Consider the following 21,617-nt stretch of genomic DNA (forward strand, 5'->3'; position numbering starts at 1 on the left):
GCTCCATCCTTTCGGTTCTCTATTTCTCTATTGTACCCTGTTCGCCGAAAATTACAAATTTCGACCCAACATATAATAATATCTTAGCACGAGTGAAAAGTAAAAAAAAATAACCGGCATAAATAAATTATGCCGGTAAAAGGGCGCTGTCACGAAATTGACAACGAAATTGCTCCCCAGACAAAACTTCTTCTCTCATCAGCGTATCCAATGAATTGTCGAAAATTGTCCGTTGTTCTTCGAGCAGACGTTTGGTCTGATCCATCAGATCCTGCAGAATCATTTTATTTTCGCGCATGAGCTCTTCTGTTGTAACCATATCCATGTTTACAATACCAAGAGAGGTCAGACCGGAAGCCATCATGGTCTGTACAACATTGGTCGCCTGTTCAAAGTCATTGCGTGAACCGGTACTGCGACCACCATAGTACATTTCTTCAGCGGCTGCACCGCCAAGTGCAATCATGATCTGTTCTTCCAGAAAACGCTTGGTGTACAGGAATTGCTCCTGCTGCGGATTGTGACGTACATAACCGAGTGCCTGTCCACGCGGGCTGAGAGCAACCTGGCTTACGCTGCCAGGACGTACAAGCTCTGCCATGATGGCATGTCCCAATTCGTGAATGGCTACCCGTTTTTTCTCTTCAACACTGGATTCACGATCTGTCTTCTCACCCATCATGACTTTATCAATCGCCAGAGACAAGTGACGCTGTTCAATATTGAGCAATCCATCTCTCATGGCGTAGATTGCCGCTTCATTCATGACACTTTCCAGCTGTGCACCTGAGAAGCCGTAGGATTCCTCTGCTGTTTTCTCCAGGCTTACACCCTCCATAAGAGGTTTATTTACCGCGTGGAGCTCTAGAATATGTTTTCTGCCTTTCTTGTCAGGCAGGTCCACCTGAATATGACGGTCAAAACGTCCCGGACGAGTTAAGGCGCTGTCCAGCATTTCTTTACGGTTTGTTGCTGCAATAACTAGAATGCGAGGTGTATCGGATGTATAAATTCCGTCCATTTCCGTCAACAGCTGATTGAGCGTCTGGTCATACTCACGCTGCTGCCCGCCTTCACGTTTACCACCAATAACATCAATCTCATCGATAAAGATAATGGCGTTCTCTTTGTTCTCTTTGGCTGCACGTGTTCTGGCATCACGAAACAAATCACGGATTCTTCCTGCACCTACGCCGACGTACATTTCTACAAACTCGCTGCCTGAAGCAGCAACGAACACGGAATCGGTATAATGAGCAGCCGCTTTGGCCATCAATGTTTTCCCTGTTCCCGGAGGCCCCGTAAGCAGGATCCCCTTCAATGGGCGAATCCCGAACTTCTGAATTTCTTCATGCTTGATGAGAAAATCTAGAGCTTCCCGCAGCTCCTGCTTTGCACTATCCTGGCCGCCAATTTCTTCAAACGTCAGCTTGGTAGGTCCTTTTTTCTTACGCTTACGTTCCTGACCCGCTCCGACCGTAATGCCACCACGCATCTGCATCATAAGCAGCAATCCGCCCACAACCGCAGCTGCGATCAGAATCGGAAAGATATTCACACCAATAAAAGCGAGAAAGATAATCAACACGGGGACAAAACCAATGGCAACTTCCTTCGTCCATTTAGGCATTAGGCCACACTCCTATCTGGCCGGGTACACGCGGCAGAATAATAAACTTGCTGGCATCTCCGTCTCTAAGACTTACATATACGTTATTGTCATCCATGGCTGTATTCACTTGAATACCATTGGTCGCCATCTTGGATAATGTTGGTGTAATTTCGGTGTACTGTTTGTTCTCCATTGCCTGAGCAACGGTAAACATCGCATCGCCCCACCAGTTCTCCAGGGCTTCATTCGAATGATCAACGACATCAAGTTTCAATGAGCGCGAGCCAATCAGGGTCTGTCCTTCTTTCTGAATATATTGAACCAATCTGCCCAAATCTACATTTGGCTGCAAATCAAGTTTCAATTGTACATCATTGCGGTTAATAGTTAACTGAACATCATTTACCCCTTCATACTGGGTTACCATTTTTTCAATCGGATTCTGCATGGCCACCTGACGATACACAAACCAACCTCCAAACAACACAACGGCTGAAATGACGGCAGTTAAAGCAATAGGCAATACTTTTAGCTTCAAGTGAGTTTCCCCTCCCAAATTTTGGCCCATCCTATGGCTTATAGGCATATTATGAATTGTGTACGAATGACCTGTGATTTGCCCAACAGGTTTTATTCCTGTTTGATGTAACCTTGAATACATATTTGAGTATATCACATCGTATATACAATTTCGAAGGCGAAAATATGAATAAATTATTAATTTTAACTATTCAAATCCAGAATATTTTTCGAGATACGCCAAAAAACCGGATCAGGCGGGGTTCCGTCTGCCGGTTCTTTGAAGATTTTACCTAAAGAATCTCTGAATATATTTAACTGTTTGGAATCGTATAGACCAAATCAACCTGTTCTCCATTGCTGAAGCGATAGAATCGATAATAGTTGTGCGTATCATCATTGTAATAAACTTGCCATACATAGACGCCATTGACGACTCCAGGCATAATTCGTTTGATCTCTCCGCCCGGTACTTCAGAGCTGAATCGATTGCGAACTTGCGCTTCCGATAACCCGTTCTGCAGCAATTCACTGTGCACAGCATTGCTTCCTGTGACCGGTTTATTGGTTGCATCGAACTTAACCCAGACGGCGATGTCCTGATTGTCTTTATTTTTGGCCATCATCGTCCAGTAAATGTTATCTTCGCCTTCTTTTTGACCCCAGACGTATTTTCGAAGATCCTCATAAGAAGTGATCCCGAGCTGCTCCTGCGCCGCTTGAATAGCTAGCGCTTCTTCGTTGCGCTGGTCCTGGGTAACATAGATGTAGAATCGCTGTAGTCCAAACAAAATCAAAACCAGGATGAGCAGCGAGATCCAGATCCATTTCTTTTTTCTTTTCAAAAGCCGAACTTCCTTTCCCCTATGACGCTGCTGCTATTCTGAAATTAACGGGCGAGCAGTCCGTCAAATGCAAGTTGAGACTCGCGCAGAATGCGCTCTTCATCCATAGTAAGACATTCACCATGTTTCACCAGCTGTTGGCCGTCAACCCATACATGCTCCACATCCTTGGCCGAAGCCGAGTAAATGGTATGTGAGATCAGATCCGTATGCGGATAGAAGTGTGCTTGTTCAATATTTAGCGCAATGAAATCTGCCTTCATGCCTACTTGAAGTGCTCCCGTATTGTTCAGGAAGATGGATTTGGCACCATACCCCGTTCCGAGCAGCAGCGCCTCTCCCGCTGGGACCGCTGTTGGGTCACCGGATACGCCCTTATGAATCAAAGCAGCCAGTCTCATCTCTTCAAACATATCCAGGTTGTTGTTGCTTGCAGGCCCGTCTGTTCCCAGAGATACGGTTACTCCAGCTTTCAGCAGATCCGGAACACGTGCAACACCCGAAGCAAGCTTCAGGTTGCTTCCCGGATTGTGAGAGACCGCTACATCATGGCGTGCCAGAATTTCAATCTCCTCATCATTCAAATGCACGGCGTGAGCTACGAGAGAAGGACGAGAGAAGAAACCGAGCTTTTCCAGATGTGCCACCGGACGCAGACCATAATCCGTTACATTCTGTTCGACTTCGCGAAGGGTTTCCGACATATGGGTATGCAGCGGCAGATCCAGATCATGTGCAACCTGTACCAGCTTCTCTATGTAATCCGGAGGGCAAGTATACGGCGCATGCGGTGAGATGATCGTCGTAATTCGACCACCAGCCTGTCCGTTCCACTCACGTGCAAACGCAGCCGATTCCTGCAGTTTGCGCATTTGCTCTTCTTCGGAACAGAGACCAATGACACCACGTGCCAATGCGGCACGAATACCAGATTGTTCAACCACTTTTGCCACCTGATCCATATGATCATACATATCCAGGAATGCCGTCGTTCCGCCTTTCAGCATTTCTAATACAGAAAGGGATGTGCCCCAATACACGTCCTCAGACGTCATTTTCGCCTCCATAGGCCACATTTTCTCCTGAAGCCATACTTGCAGGGCCAGATCGTCCCCGTGGCCTCTCAGAAGCGACATGGCTGCGTGACCATGCGTATTGATCAGACCCGGCAAAAAGACCAGTCCTTTGCCATCAACCTTTGGCAGGCTCTCATCTCCATCCGGCAGTGTCTCACCAATATGCACAATCTTGTCGTCTTCAACGACCATATACCCTTGAACCACAGTCCATTCCGTACCACGGTTTACAGCAAATTTGCCGTTATGAATTACCCATCTATTTGTCGTCATCTTCCTCGTCGTCCTTTCCGTTCTCCAGATAATAAGCCAGGCTAAGCAGATCCGTTGTAAAATCAGCATGATGTATACGGACGTGCGGTGGTGTTTTCAAGATGGTTGGTGCAAAGTTCAGAATCGCTTCAATGCCGGATTCCACGAGCTGATCGGCTACGTTCTGAGCTTCGGTATCCGGAACGGTGATGATGCCAATACGAATATTATCTTTCTTGACCGAATCCGTTAGTTCATTCATGGGCTGTACCTTCAAGCTGTTAATCTGACTGCCGATCTTAGGGCCGTATGCATCGAAAACAGCAACAATTTTCATGTTGTCTTTCAGATAGGCATTGTAGTTGGACAATGCATGTCCCAAGTTACCAGCCCCGACCAGAGCAACATTAATTTGCTGATCAATTTTCAAGATATGACGGATTTTCTCAATGAGATACGATACGTCGTATCCAATGCCTTTGCGACCGAAGTCCCCAAAGTATGCAAGGTCTTTGCGAATCTGGGCAGGATTAAGATCCAGGCGTAGTCCCAGTTCCTGTGATGACACCGTGCCTACCTCACGTTGATGCAGTTCACTCAAATAACGTAAGTAAACAGGCAATCTGCGTACCACAGCTTCCGAAATTTTATCTGATTTCATTACATTGCTCCCCCTTACCAAGGCCACGATAGATAAATAAAAATGTAGCATCCCGCATAACCGTTTTCGTCTCCGAATGAAATTATGCAAGATGCCTTATGAAATATAAAGTTAAAAGTGCTACAAGAATGAATCACACTCTAATAAAGTTTACAGCGAGAAGCCCTTATTACGCAACGAAGTCATCCCTAATTCGCCGTAGTTTCATCCTGTGCTGGTGTTTCCAGCCATTCGCTAATCCGTGGAACCATCTGTTCAGTCAGCATATGTTCCATTTTGGGACCGGGTAATGAATATAGGAAATACTTTCCGTAATAAGACTCAATCACCCGCGTATCGTAAACGATGACAATGCCCCGATCCTTGGCCGTACGAACAAGCCTGCCGAATCCCTGCTTGAAACGAATGACGGCCTGTGGAACAGACAGCTTCATAAACGGATTCTTTTTCTGTTCCTGCAGCAGTTCACTCTTCGCCTCGACAAGCGGATGATTCGGTGGCTGGAAGGGCAATCTCACAATGGCCAGACAGGTTAGCGCCTCGCCAGGGATATCTACCCCTTCCCAGAAACTGCTGGTGCCCAGCAGAACGGTTGCTTTTGCATCCTGGAACCTGCGTGTTAACTTGGAACGACTGCCACTATCCACGCCTTGACCGAGCAGCGAAATATCGTTACCCGACAGCGCTTCTTTTAATGGGTCGTAAACCTGGCGCAGCATTCGGTATGAAGTAAAGAGCACCATCATGCGGCCCCTTGTCGCAATAGCCGTTTCGGCCAGAGATCGTACAAGCATGTCGACAAAGTGTGCATCCCCCACACTGCCTTTTACGCTTGGGAAATCACGAGGGATGACCAGCAAAGCCTGATCCCTATACCGGAATGGCGACGGCAGCATGGACGTCAGCAAACGGTTATTATCGGCTGCTTCCTGCAAGCCAAGCTGTTCAATCATGAACTGAAATGACTTATCAACCGAGAGCGTAGCCGAAGTAAGGACAACGCTTTTCTTTTTATCGAAGAACATGTCCTTCAACTGTGCACTGACATCGACAGGAACGGCATACAGCTGCAGTGATTTGCTGCGAAATTGGCCGCTTGCCTCCATCCAGTATACGGTTTTGGCATCATCCATTCGCATGAAGAAACGAAGGTTTTCTTTGAGCGTCGCCAAATCCTTAAGCAGACCTGTAATGTCCGTGATCAAGCTATCCGATTGATAGTCGTCCTGGTCTTCTTTCACTTCAAGAAGCAGCTTGTCTCCCTTGCGGATCAAGTCCCCCAGTGTAACATAAATCTGGTTTTCATAATCCTGAAGCTCCTGCCACTTCGCCGGTTTCATTGAAGGCTTCAGTCTGAGGGAAAATTGCCCCGTTTCTCCTGGAGAAGCATCACTACGCTCAGGCAGCAGGCTAAACAAGGCATCGCTCAAACGATCCCACATCTCTTTGACTTCAACAGCAAGCGGGAACATCTGGTCAATGACCGAGCCCCACTGCACCGAATTTTCATGCCCTGCCAGCTGTGTACGCAGCATGGGAAGCTGACCGTTCCGACTATCCTTAAACAATCGGGTCAGGGTATGAACCAACGTGAAGTATTTCATGTGAAGACCCAAGTGCTTACCCGCCACATCCTCGAGATGGTGAGCCTCATCAATAACAAGACTGTCATAAGCAGGGAGCAGCTGATGAGCTGCTTTTACATCCGTAAACAATTTGGAATGATTCGTAATGACGATATCGGACAATCCTGCTTCATGCTTCGCCCGGTGGTAGAAGCACTTCCTGAACCACGGACAGGAACGTCCAAGGCACGACTCCGATTCGCTCTGTACCGTTTCCCAGAAGTCCCCACCGCGTGCACTGAGGTTAAGCTCCTCGTCATCTCCAGTCTCTGTCTGGGTGAGCCATACAATCATTTGAGCGGCTGTAAAATAATCTTCTTTTGGTGTAGCAAACTCACGCTTGTTGATCTTGTGCTCAAACTTCCGCAGACACAGGTAGTGTCCCCGACCTTTGAATACGGCGGCCTTAAACGGAAAAGGTACCACTTTGGTCAGCAGCGGAATATCCCGCTCCCGAAGCTGTTCCTGCAGGTTGATGGTATGCGTGCTAACCATTACTTTTCGTTCCTGCTTCACACTTTCATATATGGCGGGCAGCAAGTACCCGAGGGATTTCCCTGTACCCGTACCTGCTTCAATTAACAAATGCTTTTCCTCGTCCAGCGCTTGCCTTACACTGCTGAACATCTGTGTCTGTGCCTCGCGTTCTTCATAGTGATCCAGTGTATCCTGCAGATTGGCCCGTACCTGATCCATGTACTGCTCAAAACTTACACCTTCAAGTGGGTTAGCTTCCCGTTCATCGCGCGGAGCACCGATCTCGGTCCAGTCACTTACATTCAAGGCCAATTGGCGGTAATACGTATGTCCATCCAGATCCTGTATAGGCTCTGCTTCCTTCTCACTGCGCATGCCGTCGAAGAACCAGCCCAGATCACTGTCCTCAGGTGCAAACAGGTCGCTGAGACGCTGAATCGTTATTAATGGCAGTTGACGCAGTTCGTCCAGACATTTCAGGAGCACATAGGCCGTTGCCAGGGCGTCACTGTCTGCCTGATGAGGGCGGTCATGCTGGAATCCGAATTCGGAAGATACATACCCCAATTGATAAGAACCAAGTGAAGGAAATGAGATTTTGAGAAAATCAATGGTATCCAGAATACGTCCGGTGAACGGCAGGTAGCCGCATCGGTCAAGCGCATTCTGAAGGAAATGAAAATCAAAAGCCACGTTGTGTCCCACAAGGACAACATCGTCGAGCAGCGGAACCATCTCCATCATCATTTCTTCAAGTGAAGGAGCGTCCGCCACGTCTTCGTCAGTAATCCCGGTTAATCCCGTAATAAACGGAGGAATAGGCACACCAGGGTTTACATAAGAACTATATATTTGAGTTATGCTGTAGTCATGATCTATGATGGCAAGTCCGGCTTGTATAATCTCACCGTCGGACTGCGTGCCGGTTGTTTCGAAATCCAATACGGCAAATTTCATTGCAATGTACAAGTCCCTTCCATTCCAGTCTATGTTACAGCATAGCAAAAAAACGGGCATTTGAAAATTAACTGACAAAAAAGGCGGTGTTCCCTCCATGTTCTTAAAGGAGAAAACACCGTCTTGATGCCGCTGCACTGCACTTGAACTTTAAGTACGGTCAGCTTATTCCATATTGCAGTTGTCCGCTGTTCAGCCTGCAGGCTTCCATATTATACAACGGTTCGGTCAACGTCGGGTCATGCTGGAGTGCCTGAGCAAACAAGGAACATGCTCCTTTGGGATTCGCCATCTTGGCTTCAAGGCAGCCCAGCGCATTACAGGCTAACCCCTTCAACCTCGGAGAACCATTCAGGTGCACGATGAGCCGCAGGTGACTTCCCGCTTCCGCGGTTTGATTGAGGTTCATATGCGCAAGTCCCAGATAGTATCGAGTCAGTGCACTGTCCGGATATTCGGCAATAATTTGTGAAAATTGCATAATCGCCTGCGGATACATCTGTAACTTGAAGTATCCCTGACCACGACTAAAGGATTCCAAGTGGATCTCAGGCAGAGCCGTGACGGCTTCCTGTTCCGGTTGGAGTGCCACCGGCTGTTCCATATCCCTGAACTGACTCATCTTCTCCTCAAACATCAGCCACTCATCAATCATCCCGTCACTCATCCGCTTCAGCAAGTTCCACTTTTGCAGCAGTTCCTGTTTGTTCAGACCTTCAGCGGAAGGGTAGCGCTTGATAATTTCATCTAACATGTCGTTCATTTCGGCGAAAACATGCTGGAACATCGATGCATCCCCACCCTTGAAAAAATGGATTAGTGCGTGACCTGTACTCATTTTTTGCAAGGTGGACCGATTTCATTCCCCTTACCAGCGGATTACATAATTGTCGCGTGAACTTCCTGTTTCATGGTCTGCACAGGTTTGTTTTGACCGTCCACAAAGACCACCGTAGGTTTGTGTGTATTTGCTTCTTCCTGAGACATCATTGCATATGAAATGATAATAACCGTGTCTCCTGGCTGCACAAGCCGTGCAGCTGCACCATTCAGACAGATTACTCCGCTGCCGCGTGGTCCGGGAATGACATAGGTCTCGAGCCGCGCACCATTGTTGTTGTTTACAATTTGCACTTTTTCATTTTCCATCAGATCAGACGTTTCCATCAGATCTTCATCAATGGTAATGCTTCCCACATAATTCAGGTTGGCTTCGGTAACGGTGGCACGGTGAATTTTGGATTTCATCAATGTTCTAAACATGGGACAGTACCTCCGCTCTTTGCAATCTTGTATTATCAATCAGTCTCGTTTTGCCAAATTTCACAGCCAGCGCAATCAGGATATCATCTCGTCCATGCACTTTTTCCTGATCAGCAAGCGGCACCAGACTTGGAAAAGCTTGAATCTCGGCATAATCAATAACAGCACGGGACGAACGCCCGATGTTCTCACGCAGAATACGCCGTATATCTGCAGCAGTCATGTCAGCACTTGTATCCACTGCTTCTTGAGCCGCACGCAGCGCCTTGGACAGAACCAGAGCTTCCTGGCGATCTTCAGCACTCAAATAGACATTACGTGAACTAAGTGCCAAGCCATCCTGCTCCCGTACAATCGGACATGGAACAATCTCAACAGGCATGTTCAGATCAATGACCATTTGCTGGATGACTGCGACCTGCTGTGCGTCTTTCATTCCGAAAAATGCGCGCTGTGGCTGCACGATGTTAAACAGCTTCGATACCACTGTTGTTACTCCGTCAAAGTGTCCTGGACGGGAAGCCCCGCACAGCCGGTCAGTCAAACTCGACACGGATACTGTTGTTTGTGTCTGCTGTGGATACATCTCTTCAACCGAGGGAATAAATACGATATCCACTCCCTGCGCACGGGCCGTCTCCACATCCCTGGCTTCATCCCGAGGGTAGCTGTCAAAGTCTTCATTTGGCCCAAACTGAATCGGATTTACAAAAATACTTAATACGACAATATCACTTTGCTGTTTGGCGGCCTGCATCAGGCTTGCATGACCTTCATGCAGATAACCCATCGTAGGCACCAAACCTACAATAGACTCTCTGGATGGTGCAGCTTGACGCTTCAAACCAATTTCCTGTCTAAGCTCTGTGATGGTCCGAATCACTTTCATGAGTTGCTCTCCACCTTTTCTTTGCGATGTCCGTACAGCTGCTCTACAACGCCGTCTGCGGCAGTAAATACATGCTCCTCCGCAGGGAAGGAACGGTCTTTGACTTCCTTGACATAAGCTCCAATACTATTACGAATCAGCGTACCCACATCACCGTATGTTTTGACAAAGCGTTTCGGCATGTAAGGAGAGGCATACTGAACCACATCATGGAATACCAAAACCTGACCGTCACATCCACGTCCTGCGCCTATACCAATTGTGGGAATGGATAGTTCCTCCGAAATAGCTCTTGCCACTTCTTCGGTAACGAGTTCAAGCACAATACCGAAGGCTCCCGCAGCTTCGAGTGCCTTCGCTTCATCCATTAGTCTTCTGGCATCTGCTGCATCCTTACCCTGGATCCGATATCCCCCGATCTGATTCACCGATTGCGGTGTCAGTCCGATGTGTCCCAGAACCGGTACGCCGGCTTGCACTACAGCCTTAACGGTATCGGCGATCTCCACGCCGCCTTCCATTTTGACTGCATGCGCATGACCTTCCTGCATCAAACGACGAACACCCTTCAGCGTTTCATCCACGCTGCCGTGATAGGTCATGAACGGCATATCCGCTACGATGAATGTACTTCCTGCACCCCTCACAACGGAGCGGGTATGATATACCATATCGTCTATCGTCACAGGCAGGGTGGAATCATAACCCAGCACTACATTGCCGAGCGAATCCCCGACCAAAATCATGTCAATGCCTGCTTCTTCCGCAAGCAGAGCCGTGGGATAATCATAAGCCGTAATCATGCTGAGCGGCACGCCATCCTGCTTGTATTTTTTCATTTTCACAATATTCAATGCTTGTTTGTTAGCCATTTTCTTTATGGCTCCTTTCTCCTTTTCAATTCAGAACGCAACAAAAAAACCTTTTAGTTTTCCACTAAAAAGTCCCGAAAAGTCAAAAAAGAGTCACTTGCGATCGTCCCTTCTGTCTCGGTCCTCTTCGGCTCAGAGCAGAATCCAACAACTCACTTAACACATTTTCCATTTTGCTATGCATCTGTTCATGATCAAGCCAATCAGGCATACTGTTGCCGGAGTGCAATTCGGTCTGCAATAGCCGATATCGCCTCACGAACACAGTATACCAAAGATCAGCCCAAACTTCACGTGTTATGTTCATTATTTTAGTGGAAATTCGACAATTTCCTTAATCGATTAATGATATTTCTCCGGATACCACGGTTATGCGCTCGCCATCTCTCTTCTCTACAATCAAAGCTCCTGAAGGATCTAGACCAATGGCTGTTCCTTCAATATCTCCCTGCGGGTTCGAAACCTTCACTTCCCGATGAATCGAGACGGATAGAGCTTCCCACAATGACGCGATTACACCGAAACCTTCCCTTTGATACAAAAGGTAAAGATGTTCCATCTCATTCAATATGGCAGCAGCCAACTTCGTTCGATCCACCTGCTGTCCGGTCTCGACTTTGATTGAAGTCGCTATGGACGTCAGATCCTCCGGATAATCCGTAAGATCAAAATTCACATCTACCCCAATACCTGCAATGCAGTATCGCAGTTCATGATCTTCTACTGCTGACTCAAGCAGGATGCCACACATTTTGCGACCGTTAATCAGAAGATCGTTCGGCCATTTGATGCCTGCATCGGCCCCCGTATGGGCCCTTACAGCTCGGCAAACCGCTACACCCGTCAGTAGTGTCAGCTGTGGCGTATTCCGAAGCGGCTGCTCCGGACGCAGCAGTATGCTCATCCAGATTCCTTTGCCAGGAGGTGAGAACCATTTACGCCCGAATCTTCCCCGTCCACCTGTTTGTTCCTCGGCAAGAACTACCGCACCTTCTGCCTGACCCTGTTCGGCCATTTGCTGAACATCGCCTTGCGTAGACAAGGTTGAATCCAGGATGAGTGCTTTACGGCCAAACACAGACGTTTGCAGAGCCAGTTGGAGGCCTGCTGCATCAATACTGTCTGGTCTCGTAAGAAGGCGGTACCCTTTGCGGGAGACAGCCTCAAATTCGTATCCGAGATCGCGCAGCTTGTTCACATGTTTCCAGACTGCTGTTCTGCTTATGGACAGGTTCCGGCTGATCTCTTCCCCTGATACAAATCGTCCATCCGCATTCATGAGCATATGTAACAGTTCTTCATGCTTGGTCATCTGCAGCCACCCGTTTCACTTCAGCGGTCAGCGCTTCATGCTGATTCGCTATATTTCCAATCGCTGTTTCACGTAACAAATGCTTCATCAACCGGCCCAGCCAAGGCCCACCCTTGCGCTCGAGTAGTGCTAGAACATTTTCTCCGGTAATATGGAGTTCCTTCAGCTCATGAACCGGCATGGATCGACTCCACTCCGCTGCGTTAGCAAGAATCGCTTGGTATGACGCCTCTGCTGAAGCGGATAGGAAATGGCCAGCGGGGAGTATACGTTGAATCTTGAGCCAATCCGCAGCGGCTTGACTTCCGCACGTCAGTTCAGCGCTAATCCACTCCGCTCGCAATAACACTTGATCCTTGTCGTTCTGAACAACCGTCTTCAGTAACTCGTCAAACTGTAAAACCCCGGTAATGCGCAAACGATCATCGTTGGAAAACGTCCACTTGCGCAGTAAAGCGTCAGCTTCATCCTTCTTATATTGACCTGCGATCAGCAGGAGCGACCAGCGCAGTAAGGTATCATGTTCTTTCAGTTCCCCGATTCGGAGTAGTAGATTCCTATTGAATCGGCTGCCTTGCACCGGAGCCTTGATATATTCCAGTATTTTACTGTGCAGCAGCAAATCCAAACCTCGCAGCGGATGAGGACCAGCCATCATCTTCACCATTTCGGTACGGACACGCTCCATGGCAATATGCTGCAGCAAGTCTCTCTGCCTCATGAGACCCTTCCACGTGTTATAGGCAATGCTGAAGTCAAAAACCGAAGCAAACCGGACACACCGAAGCATGCGAAGCGCATCCTCGCCGAACCGCTCACTCGCTGCGCCCACACATCTGACTCGTTCTTCACGAATATCCACTTGTCCACCAAAAGGATCAACGATTGTCCCTCTTCTATCCATGGCCAAGGCATTCATCGTAAAATCGCGACGCTGCAAATCTTCTTTGATATCCTTGACGAACTGGACTTCAGACGGTCTTCGATTGTCTTTGTATTCCGATTCCGTACGGAAAGTTGTGACTTCGAAGTAATACCCCCCTGAACGTACAGTAACCGTCCCGTGCTGGAGTCCTGTCGGAATACAGTCTGCAAACAGTTCCATTACTTGTTCCGGAGATGCCGAGGTTGTTATATCCATATCATCTACACTGCGACCCAGCAGTTCATCCCGAACACAGCCACCAACCCAAAAGGCATCATAGCCCTCTTCATTCAACTTGAGCAGCACCTGTTCACTCTGCTCAGCCATCTCGAGATCAACCCTTGTCCATTGCACCAAACCAATCACCTCATTGCTTGCCTGTTGCTTGATCATTCTGTATCGCTGCTTCTATCGAATCAATAGAAGTTCAACCGCAAACGGGTTTTAGATTGGGAACTTCTCGTCCCAGTACACGATAGTATATTTGTTCATATTCATGACGGATGGCATCATTGCAAAAATCATGATGTGCCCTATGAAGACAGGCTTCTCTGAAATCTGCTGCCAGTCGATCGTCGGTCAACAAGCGAATGGCGTTCTCAGCCATGGACTGTGTATCGCCGATCGGTGATAAATACCCGGTTTTCCCGTGTAATACGAGTTCAGGAATTCCTCCTGCCTGTGATCCAACGGTCGGCACACCGCAGGCCATCGCTTCCAGGGCCACAAGTCCGAAGCTCTCTTTCTCCGAAGGAAGCATTAGGATGTCTGCCATGGAAATGACTTGTGCAATGTCATCCTGTTTACCGAGGAAATGAACTTTGTCATTCAGGCCCAATTCATTAATTTTCCATTGAATTTTAGGCAAATCCGGTCCCTCTCCAACAAACAGCAATTTGGCTGGAACCTGCTCCTGAACCTGACGGAAAACTTCAACAACGTCCTGTGTCCGCTTCACCGGGCGGAAGTTGGAGATATGCATCAATATTTTCTCGTTTGGAGCCGCAAAATCCCTGCGCAGACTTGCCGCATCCCGAGGATAATAAATTCGTTTATCAATAAAATTATATGTCAAATCAATGGGACGCTGAATGTCCAGAAGCTCAACCGTCTCTCGAATCAAATCCTGTGAAACCGCGGTTACCGCATCACTTTCGTTGATCGCAAGCCGAATGAGATCTTTCAGGGATTCATCCTGTGCCAGTACGGTAATGTCTGTACCATGCAGCGTCGTGACAACCTTCAGATCGTCGCCCACCATCTGTTTGGCCAGGAAAGCACATACTGCGTGCGGAACTGCATAATGCACATGCAGCAAATCAAGCTGCTGGGCTTTGGCCACTTGAGCCATCTTGGTTGCCAAGGACAGGTCGTATGGCGGATAGCGAAATACATAATAATCGTTCACTTCAACTTCATGGTAAAAAATATTTTTCTGAAAAGTACCCAGTCGGAACGGAATACTATTCGCAATAAAATGAACCTGGTGACCCTGTTCGGCAAGCAATTTGCCGAGCTCCGTTGCGACAACGCCAGACCCTCCGAGGGACGGATAACAGGTGATACCAATCTTTAGCTTTTGATCCATCGGGTGGACGCTCCTTTAATCTCCCGCGTGTGCGAGTTGATGTAATGCAACGGAATTTATATTTATAGTAGTCTAAGAGCTTGCACAGCAACGTATTACCTAGCTGCTGTGCCAAACTGCCCAACGACATAAGGTGTAATACTCGCAAATCCTTCTGCGAAAGAAATCAAACTCCGCTGACCCAGCAGGGAGTCCCGAGCTCTTACGCGTTCGATATACCCCTGATTCAACGGAGTAGACACCGTTCCTGCCCCTATTTCAAATTGGGAACGATAACTGAGCAGCGATTTTTCCTTTTGCTCATAGTGTTCCGTAATATCGACAATCAAATCCACCGGTCCCATATCGTTAATGAAGTAAAAATACAGCTCCTTCACTTGGGTGGCAGGCATGTCCGGCATATAATTACGCAGCTTGGCATTGAACACCGCTTCCTGCACAAGCTTGCTGCACATGACATGATCCGGATGACGATCCTCCCAATAAGGTGCAAATACAATTTTCGGGGCATGCCTGCGAATCTCGGCCGTCACTGCCTGTATATGCTCAGGGGTTATGTATAAACCACGATCTGGCAAGCCCAAATTGGTTCGACACGAAAGACCGAGGACGCGGGAGGCTTCCTCCGCTTCCTCGGCTCTGCGCTCTACAGTCCCGTTGGACGACATTTCTGCTTTTGTCAGATCACACACGCCCACCTTCATTCCAGCTGCAGTATGTTTGGCGATTGTTCCCGCCATTCCAATCTCTGCATCGTCTGCGTGTGCTCCGAAAATCAGAATATCAAGACTCATTCGGAATCACCTGTTGTGACTCCAGCTTCCGGTTTATATTTATGCACGAGCTCTCTCCATGCAAAATCGCCGCGATCCAATGCCTTAACCAGAATTTCAGCCGTTGCAATGTTGGTTGCGAGCGGAATGCCCTGTACATCACACAAACGTAGCAATGCATTAATATCCGGTTCGTGTGGCTGAGCCATCAGCGGATCACGCAGGAAAATAATCAGATCCATCTCATTCTGCGCTACCAAAGCACCAATCTGCTGGTCTCCTCCAAGCGGACCTGATTCAAACCGGTGAATCTTCAAGGAAGTCCCTTCCATAATGCGAAGTCCAGTGGTGCCTGTCGAATACAATTGGTGATCTGTAAACACCGGTTCATAAGCTGTAACAAAGTTAACCATCTCTTCTTTTTTGCGATCATGGGCAATAAATGCAATTTTCAACATGACAATCTCCTTTAGTCGATAAAGTGATCAAATCCATAGATGAGTCCTGTATATTCCATAACCTTCTGTACACCGATTTTTACACCGGGCATGTAACCTGCACGTTCGTATGAATCATGACGAATTTTAAGCGTTTGGCCATAATCGCCAAATACCACTTCCTGCTGTGCAAATACACCTGGTAAACGAACACTGTGAATCCGGAATCCGTTATAATAGCCTCCGCGGGAGCCTTCAATGGTTTCCTCTTCATTAGGGTTGCCCTGACGGATTTCCTCACGGTTGGCTGCAATCAGCTCAGCCGTTTTAATTGCTGTTCCTGAAGGCGCATCCAGTTTTTGATCCCCATGGTACTCAATGATTTCAACGTTAGGCATATGTTTGGCCGCTTGTGCCGCGAATCTCATCATCAAAATGGCACCAATGGAGAAGTTCGGGGCAATCAGACCTCCGATCCCTTTGTCCTGACACTGCTTGTCCAGTTGTTCGATCTGCTCCGTCGTGAAGCCGGTAACTCCCATAACGGGTCTGACTCCATAACGGATTGCAAGTTCTGTATGAGCGAAAGCATATTGAGGTATTGTAAAATCAACCATGACCTGCGGTTTCGTCTCTGCAAAAGCCATTTCGATATCGTCGGTTACAAGCACTCCGCATTCCGGAAGACCGACCAGGGTTCCGGCATCAATACCTGCGCCGGAGCGGTTAACCGCGGCAGCAAGCTCCAGTTCCGGGTCTTGAAGAACCAGCTTCACCACTTCCCGGCCCATCCGGCCAGCCGCTCCGATTACGGCAACTCTTATTACTTCACTCATCTTGGCTGCATCTCCTCACTATATGTTGGTTCAGTCGCTAGAAAATTCATTTCGTCAGCTTTCGCTTCAGATGAAATGAATTTCTTATTGAATAGAATTCTTACGCTGCTTGATTTGTTGGTCCATTTGATGCAATTGTGCGTTCTGCGGATCCAGCGATATCGCATCACGAATAGCCTTGATTGCACGATCAAATTCATTCAAATCGCTATAGGCCAGTGCAAGCATCACATGCGCTTCGACAGACAGCGGATCAAGCTTAACCGCTTCTTTCAGCAGAGCAGCAGCCGAAACATAACGTTCGTGTGTGCCGCTGCCTGCCTGTTCCAGCAAAGCCTTCGCCTGTGTACTTAGCTGTTTGGCTTCCAATGTCTGCAGATGCAGAACATATTCTTCAGTGCCATTGGACAGCTCAGCTGCCTTACGGGCATGTTCCAGTGCCGGACCAAGGTGCTGGCTGCGGGCATGTGTAATGGAACAACGGTAGTGAAGCTCCGCATGTTCCGGGTAAGCAAGAATAGCCGATTCAAACCAACGGATCGCTTGCTCAAAATCATTTTGCAAAATGCAGCGGTAAGCCTGCTGCATATAATCTTCCGGCTTCATCATCCAAGCTGTCCCTCCCCAATCGGGTGATGGTACAGCATATGTAATCTACGCCTAATCGGTGTTTTTTGGAGTCCACCGATTTGCATCGCGTGTATTAAATTTATGCATGACTTTGTCGTGTGCCTGCGCCAGGTCAATCCCGAGCGAGTTGGCAAAACAAATCGTGATAAACAAAATATCCCCAAGCTCCAGCTCAATAGAATTGTCTGCTTCAGAAGCCTTCTTCGGCTTTTCACCGAACTCGTGATTGACTTCCCGAGCGAGCTCTCCCACCTCTTCCGACATACGTGCCAGCATGGCCAGCGGACTGAAATAGCCTTCTTTGAACTGGGAAATGTAGAGGTCAACCTCGCGCTGCATTTCTGCGATGCTTTTCTCCATGAGAACGGATTCTCCTTTTGAAATTGTGTCGTATTTGTTCCTAATATATCAGTTATTTAGTTTGACTTCCACCATCCTGAGGCACAAATCATTTTTAAAGAATCAATAAATAGGTATACTAAGATGGCAAGTATTGCTTCATCATTAATTTACATATGGAGTGGGATCTAATGAGCACTGCCAAAACTTGGATTCAAATCAAACTGATTCTCCCTATTCTGCTAGGTACTGCATTGTATGCTTTTGGACTGCTGTACTTCATTATCCCTAATCAACTAATGGAGGGCGGCGTCACCGGGGTTACCGTTCTACTCAATTATGCATTTGGCCTCTCTCCGTCTCTGACGACCCTTGTTATCAACGTCCCGTTATTTTTGATCGGGCTCAAGATATTGGGCGGCAGGCAGATGGTCTATACAGGGGTGGGCATTGGTGCCCTTACGGCGTTTCTGTGGTTGTTTGAGAAAATGATTCACTCGGGATGGATTGAGCCTCTGCACACGGAGAATGATCTCCTGCTGGCAGCTCTATATGCAGGTGTCACTCTCGGGGCTGGTTTGGGTATCGTATTCCGCTCAGGCGGTACGACAGGTGGTTCAGATATCATTGCACGGATTCTCAATCGAAAATATGGATGGAGCATGGGCCGAATATTACTCGGTATCGATTTTATTATTATCGGCATCTCACTAATTTACATTCCAAAAGAAAAAATACTCTATACGCTGGTTGCTGTCTTTATCGCTTCCAAGGTCATTGACTTCATTCAGGAAGGGGCTTATTCAGCTCGCGCATTCATGATTATTAGTGACCACGCTCCCGAAATTGCCGATCTGATTACCCGGGAAATGGACCGCGGTGTAACTCTGATTCCAGCCATTGGCGCCTACTCCAAACAAGCCAAACATGTTGCTTACTGCGTTATTTCACGTCAGGAATTCAGGCGACTGCAAACCATTGTCAGATCTGTTGATCCCCGAGCCTTTGTTATCATCAGCGATGTTCATGACGTCCATGGAGAAGGCTTCAAGGAATCCTAAAAACCAACTGAAATATATGCAAAAAAACCTCTAATCCAAGGACAAGCCTGTTCGCTTCCTTGCGGTATAGAGGTTCTTTGGTTCGAAGTTGATGATCAGCGCCGGAATGGAAAGATGCCTTTCTGCTGTGCACGATATTTACGATACCCTGCGTACGTTAGTGCGGCCACAATCACAGATGTGATGAATAATCCTGCCGCTCTCCGGTTCGGCCCCTGAACAAATGGAACAAAGGCACTCTCATCCTTCTCACGACCAAACAATTGATTAACCAGTTCTTCGCCTTGGGATATCATGCTTTGCAGCTGTGTGATATCTGGCTGTTTAGCTCCAGTCAGCCCTTTGGTATGGGATAACCAGGCGTCCAGCTGAGCGATCTCATAGGGTTCACGACGAATCATCGCTGCCGGTCGAATGGTTTCATAATGCTCCTCAAGCAAAGCATATCGGTTCGTGAGTACTGCAGCTTTCTCATGCTGACTTACAGCAGTAGATATGGCCTGAAGGTCATCTTTTACAATTTTATAATATTGGAGCCATAAGGGTTTGGCTGGATTTGCAAGACTATCAGCAGCGAGCCTTAGTTTGGCAGAAGCCTGCTGAAGACCGGTGTCATCACTTTTGACGCGAACGGCTGCTTGTTTTACTTCCACAATCGTTTCGGATAAGGCATGAATGCCTTCGACCGTCGTCTGACCCTCAAACGAAATATGCTCCAGCCGTTCGCTAATCTGCATAATACCGTTCCTGACTTCTTCGATATTATGATCCAAGGCATGCCTGTAGAGCGATGTCGCTTCCTGATTAAGCTGCTGAATGGAACTGTTAACAAGGGCTTGTTGATCCGCTTCCCCTTCATTCCCTTCACTTTGCGCAGATACACTGTATGACAAGTTCGTCCAAAACAACAGCGCCATGAACGATACTACCCATAATCCGGTTTTGTTCCAGAACATTCTCTTCATGGACATCCCCCCCATACCAATGTATGGCAGGGCACGACCACTTAGAACAAGCTTGCAAAGTCAGACTCGTTTCGCCTGTCTCAATGCCAGCCACGCGCACAGAATGCTAACCAGGGTAAGCCCGAAAGTGAAATTGCGCACGCCATCCAGATGCTGATAGAGAGCACTAGGCAGCCAAGGGAAAATATTATATGTATAGTCCATCGTATCATTCAATAACGTCCATAGACTGGCAATCAGCAGCGCTAACCATCTGAAACCAAAGAACCTGACATAAATCAACGCTTCAATGGCCATGGCACTGTGTGAGGCGATGAGCATCCAGTCCTGCCAATGCGGCGAACCACCCTGCATCCACCCCGCAAAAATAATCGAAACGGCCCAGACCCCATATTTCACGGATGTAACCACAGCGAGTGCTTGAATCACATGTCCGATTCGGTTGAGCACCACAGACTTAGGTTTATATAGAATCCATAGAAGACCAAGGGTAAAAAACAAACTCGCTGTGGGACTGTCCGGAACAAATACAACCTGCCATAGGGGCTGTTCCTCCAGTGTTAATTTCAGCTGATCTCCGTACCATATGTACCCATACACGGTACCCACTGCATTACACCAAAACAGAAGCCACAGAAAATACCGATTGGTCAGAAACTCCCGGCTCCAGAAAAACGATAAAGACACGTTCGCTGCCCCTTCCTTCTTATACTTTCTATTGTCTTTATGAAGCATTAATTGGTTAAACACTCAAAAAAACCTGACCGCAACAACAGTCAGGTTTTTGGCTTAATTTGATTTTACTGTTCTGCCTTCTGTTTCGCAAGCCATTCCGTCAGGTGATTGATATCGTCGTCTGTCAGACCTTGGGCGATGGCTTGATCATACATTGCAGGCATAGAGTTATATCCCTCTTTAATAATGGTTAAGATCTCTTCCTGGCTATGTTTGTCACCAACACCGCGTAGCGAAGGACCACTAGCTCCCTTCATATCTGCAGCATGACATGCCACACAACCTGCCTTCTTAAACGTTTCCATTGCAGGATCATCCTTCTCAACGATGGCCACTTCTTGTTGTTGGCCCGGTGCATTGGACGTCGGCAGACCTTGTTCATGCTTCTCGAGAGCCTCTTCCTCACGCTGAATGTGTTCAGGCTTCTGGCCCGTCGCTTCAAGCTCGTGCTTGTAGTGTGTCCAAGCCACATTCGTGAGATAGAATACAGAAAGGATGGACAGAACCATGAGCGATGATGCAATTGGACGTTTGTAAAACCGTCGTTCCTTGCCTGTATCCAAGAACGGGGCAAGCAGTAACGCTCCAAAAGCCACCCCACTGACACCCAATACACCGAGCAGGACATAGTCGCCTGACGCATAAGGATATTTCAGATATTGGTACAGAAATAGGAAATACCAGTCCGGCATCGGAATAACGGATGCACTTGGATTGGCCGGATAACCAAGCGGCGCAGGTTCAGAGATGGTCAGTACCAGGATACCCACCAGCACTACAACACCAACCATCCATTCTTTCAGCAGAAAGTTAGGTATAAATGCTTCTGATTTGCCTGGATACGCTGTATAGTCCGGTGGGGTAATGAAACCTGCCCCTTTTCGGACGCGTGAATCACCGACAAAAATAATCTTCTCCTGATCATCAGGCTTGTGTCCGTGAGCCATTGCGATTCCTCCCTTCTCAAG

At 47.8% G+C, this 21,617-nt stretch carries 22 protein-coding genes; 1 reads left to right on the top strand and 21 read right to left on the bottom strand.

Annotated elements, in window-relative coordinates; all coding sequences use genetic code 11:
* Positions 1 to 127: 127 nt before the first annotated feature.
* The 18 genes from GUA98_RS18475 to GUA98_RS18560 form a co-directional block, all read right to left on the bottom strand.
* Entirely contained in the window at positions 128 to 1,630 is a 1,503-nt protein-coding gene (locus GUA98_RS18475; RefSeq protein ID WP_095292791.1) for an AAA family ATPase, read from the bottom strand.
* Positions 1,623 to 2,150, bottom strand: coding sequence for a hypothetical protein (locus GUA98_RS18480; protein ID WP_095292793.1), 528 nt, complete (start codon positions 2,148 to 2,150; stop codon positions 1,623 to 1,625). Before GUA98_RS18480 ends, GUA98_RS18475 begins: the two co-directional genes overlap by 8 nt.
* Before the next feature lie 295 nt (positions 2,151 to 2,445).
* On the bottom strand, positions 2,446 to 2,976 hold the full coding sequence (locus GUA98_RS18485; RefSeq protein ID WP_193724066.1) for a hypothetical protein: 531 nt from the start codon (positions 2,974 to 2,976) through the stop codon (positions 2,446 to 2,448).
* Between the two features lie 44 nt (positions 2,977 to 3,020).
* A complete protein-coding gene (locus GUA98_RS18490; protein WP_193724067.1) occupies positions 3,021 to 4,325 on the bottom strand; it encodes an amidohydrolase in 1,305 nt (434 codons plus the stop codon).
* On the bottom strand, positions 4,312 to 4,965 hold the full coding sequence (locus tag GUA98_RS18495) for a redox-sensing transcriptional repressor Rex (protein ID WP_095292800.1): 654 nt from the start codon (positions 4,963 to 4,965) through the stop codon (positions 4,312 to 4,314). The genes GUA98_RS18490 and GUA98_RS18495 overlap by 14 nt, the downstream gene beginning before the upstream one ends.
* Before the next feature lie 188 nt (positions 4,966 to 5,153).
* Positions 5,154 to 8,024: an ATP-dependent DNA helicase DinG gene (gene dinG / locus GUA98_RS18500; protein ID WP_193724068.1), complete on the bottom strand. Its 2,871-nt coding sequence runs from the start codon at positions 8,022 to 8,024 to the stop codon at positions 5,154 to 5,156.
* 160 nt (positions 8,025 to 8,184) lie between these two features.
* Positions 8,185 to 8,862, bottom strand: a complete 678-nt coding sequence (locus GUA98_RS18505) for a tetratricopeptide repeat protein (RefSeq protein WP_312027157.1) — start codon at positions 8,860 to 8,862, stop codon at positions 8,185 to 8,187.
* Positions 8,863 to 8,903: 41 nt separating this feature from the next.
* Positions 8,904 to 9,287 carry an aspartate 1-decarboxylase gene (gene panD / locus GUA98_RS18510; RefSeq protein WP_095292807.1) on the bottom strand — a complete coding sequence of 128 codons (384 nt, stop codon included), beginning with the start codon at positions 9,285 to 9,287 and terminating at the stop codon, positions 8,904 to 8,906.
* Positions 9,280 to 10,176, bottom strand: coding sequence for a pantoate--beta-alanine ligase (gene panC / locus GUA98_RS18515; protein WP_193724069.1), 897 nt, complete (start codon positions 10,174 to 10,176; stop codon positions 9,280 to 9,282). The genes panD and panC overlap by 8 nt, the downstream gene beginning before the upstream one ends.
* On the bottom strand, positions 10,173 to 11,048 hold the full coding sequence (gene panB, locus GUA98_RS18520; RefSeq protein ID WP_127540457.1) for a 3-methyl-2-oxobutanoate hydroxymethyltransferase: 876 nt from the start codon (positions 11,046 to 11,048) through the stop codon (positions 10,173 to 10,175). The genes panC and panB overlap by 4 nt, the downstream gene beginning before the upstream one ends.
* A 334-nt stretch (positions 11,049 to 11,382) precedes the next feature.
* Complete coding sequence (locus GUA98_RS18525; protein ID WP_193724070.1) at positions 11,383 to 12,360, bottom strand: biotin--[acetyl-CoA-carboxylase] ligase; 978 nt, start codon at positions 12,358 to 12,360, stop codon at positions 11,383 to 11,385.
* Positions 12,347 to 13,678, bottom strand: coding sequence for a CCA tRNA nucleotidyltransferase (locus tag GUA98_RS18530; protein ID WP_193724071.1), 1,332 nt, complete (start codon positions 13,676 to 13,678; stop codon positions 12,347 to 12,349). Before GUA98_RS18530 ends, GUA98_RS18525 begins: the two co-directional genes overlap by 14 nt.
* A 34-nt stretch (positions 13,679 to 13,712) precedes the next feature.
* On the bottom strand, positions 13,713 to 14,873 hold the full coding sequence (gene bshA / locus GUA98_RS18535; RefSeq protein WP_095292817.1) for an N-acetyl-alpha-D-glucosaminyl L-malate synthase BshA: 1,161 nt from the start codon (positions 14,871 to 14,873) through the stop codon (positions 13,713 to 13,715).
* 95 nt (positions 14,874 to 14,968) lie between these two features.
* Complete coding sequence (gene bshB1, locus GUA98_RS18540) at positions 14,969 to 15,667, bottom strand: bacillithiol biosynthesis deacetylase BshB1 (protein WP_153979166.1); 699 nt, start codon at positions 15,665 to 15,667, stop codon at positions 14,969 to 14,971.
* On the bottom strand, positions 15,664 to 16,104 hold the full coding sequence (gene mgsA, locus GUA98_RS18545) for a methylglyoxal synthase (RefSeq protein ID WP_095292821.1): 441 nt from the start codon (positions 16,102 to 16,104) through the stop codon (positions 15,664 to 15,666). The genes bshB1 and mgsA overlap by 4 nt, the downstream gene beginning before the upstream one ends.
* A gap of 11 nt (positions 16,105 to 16,115) precedes the next feature.
* Positions 16,116 to 16,919: a 4-hydroxy-tetrahydrodipicolinate reductase gene (dapB, locus tag GUA98_RS18550; RefSeq protein WP_193724072.1), complete on the bottom strand. Its 804-nt coding sequence runs from the start codon at positions 16,917 to 16,919 to the stop codon at positions 16,116 to 16,118.
* Between the two features lie 84 nt (positions 16,920 to 17,003).
* Entirely contained in the window at positions 17,004 to 17,528 is a 525-nt protein-coding gene (locus tag GUA98_RS18555) for a tetratricopeptide repeat protein (RefSeq protein ID WP_193724073.1), read from the bottom strand.
* A 51-nt stretch (positions 17,529 to 17,579) separates the two neighbouring features.
* Positions 17,580 to 17,909 carry a nucleotide pyrophosphohydrolase gene (locus tag GUA98_RS18560; RefSeq protein ID WP_056696770.1) on the bottom strand — a complete coding sequence of 110 codons (330 nt, stop codon included), beginning with the start codon at positions 17,907 to 17,909 and terminating at the stop codon, positions 17,580 to 17,582.
* Positions 17,910 to 18,079: 170 nt separating this feature from the next.
* On the opposite strand from GUA98_RS18560, the gene GUA98_RS18565 reads away from it, so the two are divergent.
* Positions 18,080 to 18,949: a YitT family protein gene (locus GUA98_RS18565; protein WP_193724074.1), complete on the top strand. Its 870-nt coding sequence runs from the start codon at positions 18,080 to 18,082 to the stop codon at positions 18,947 to 18,949.
* Positions 18,950 to 19,044: 95 nt separating this feature from the next.
* On the opposite strand, the gene GUA98_RS18570 is transcribed toward GUA98_RS18565, so the two are convergent.
* From GUA98_RS18570 to GUA98_RS18580, 3 genes are all read right to left on the bottom strand, one after another.
* Positions 19,045 to 19,914, bottom strand: coding sequence for a sporulation protein YpjB (locus GUA98_RS18570; protein WP_193724075.1), 870 nt, complete (start codon positions 19,912 to 19,914; stop codon positions 19,045 to 19,047).
* A gap of 60 nt (positions 19,915 to 19,974) precedes the next feature.
* Entirely contained in the window at positions 19,975 to 20,601 is a 627-nt protein-coding gene (locus GUA98_RS18575) for a DUF1405 domain-containing protein (protein ID WP_193724076.1), read from the bottom strand.
* A 113-nt stretch (positions 20,602 to 20,714) separates the two neighbouring features.
* Positions 20,715 to 21,596: a menaquinol-cytochrome c reductase cytochrome b/c subunit gene (locus GUA98_RS18580; RefSeq protein WP_193724077.1), complete on the bottom strand. Its 882-nt coding sequence runs from the start codon at positions 21,594 to 21,596 to the stop codon at positions 20,715 to 20,717.
* Positions 21,597 to 21,617: the final 21 nt, after the last annotated feature.

The sequence above is a fragment of the Paenibacillus sp. P13VS genome, assembly GCF_015143645.1.
GTDB lineage: Bacteria > Bacillota > Bacilli > Paenibacillales > Paenibacillaceae > Paenibacillus > Paenibacillus xylanilyticus_A.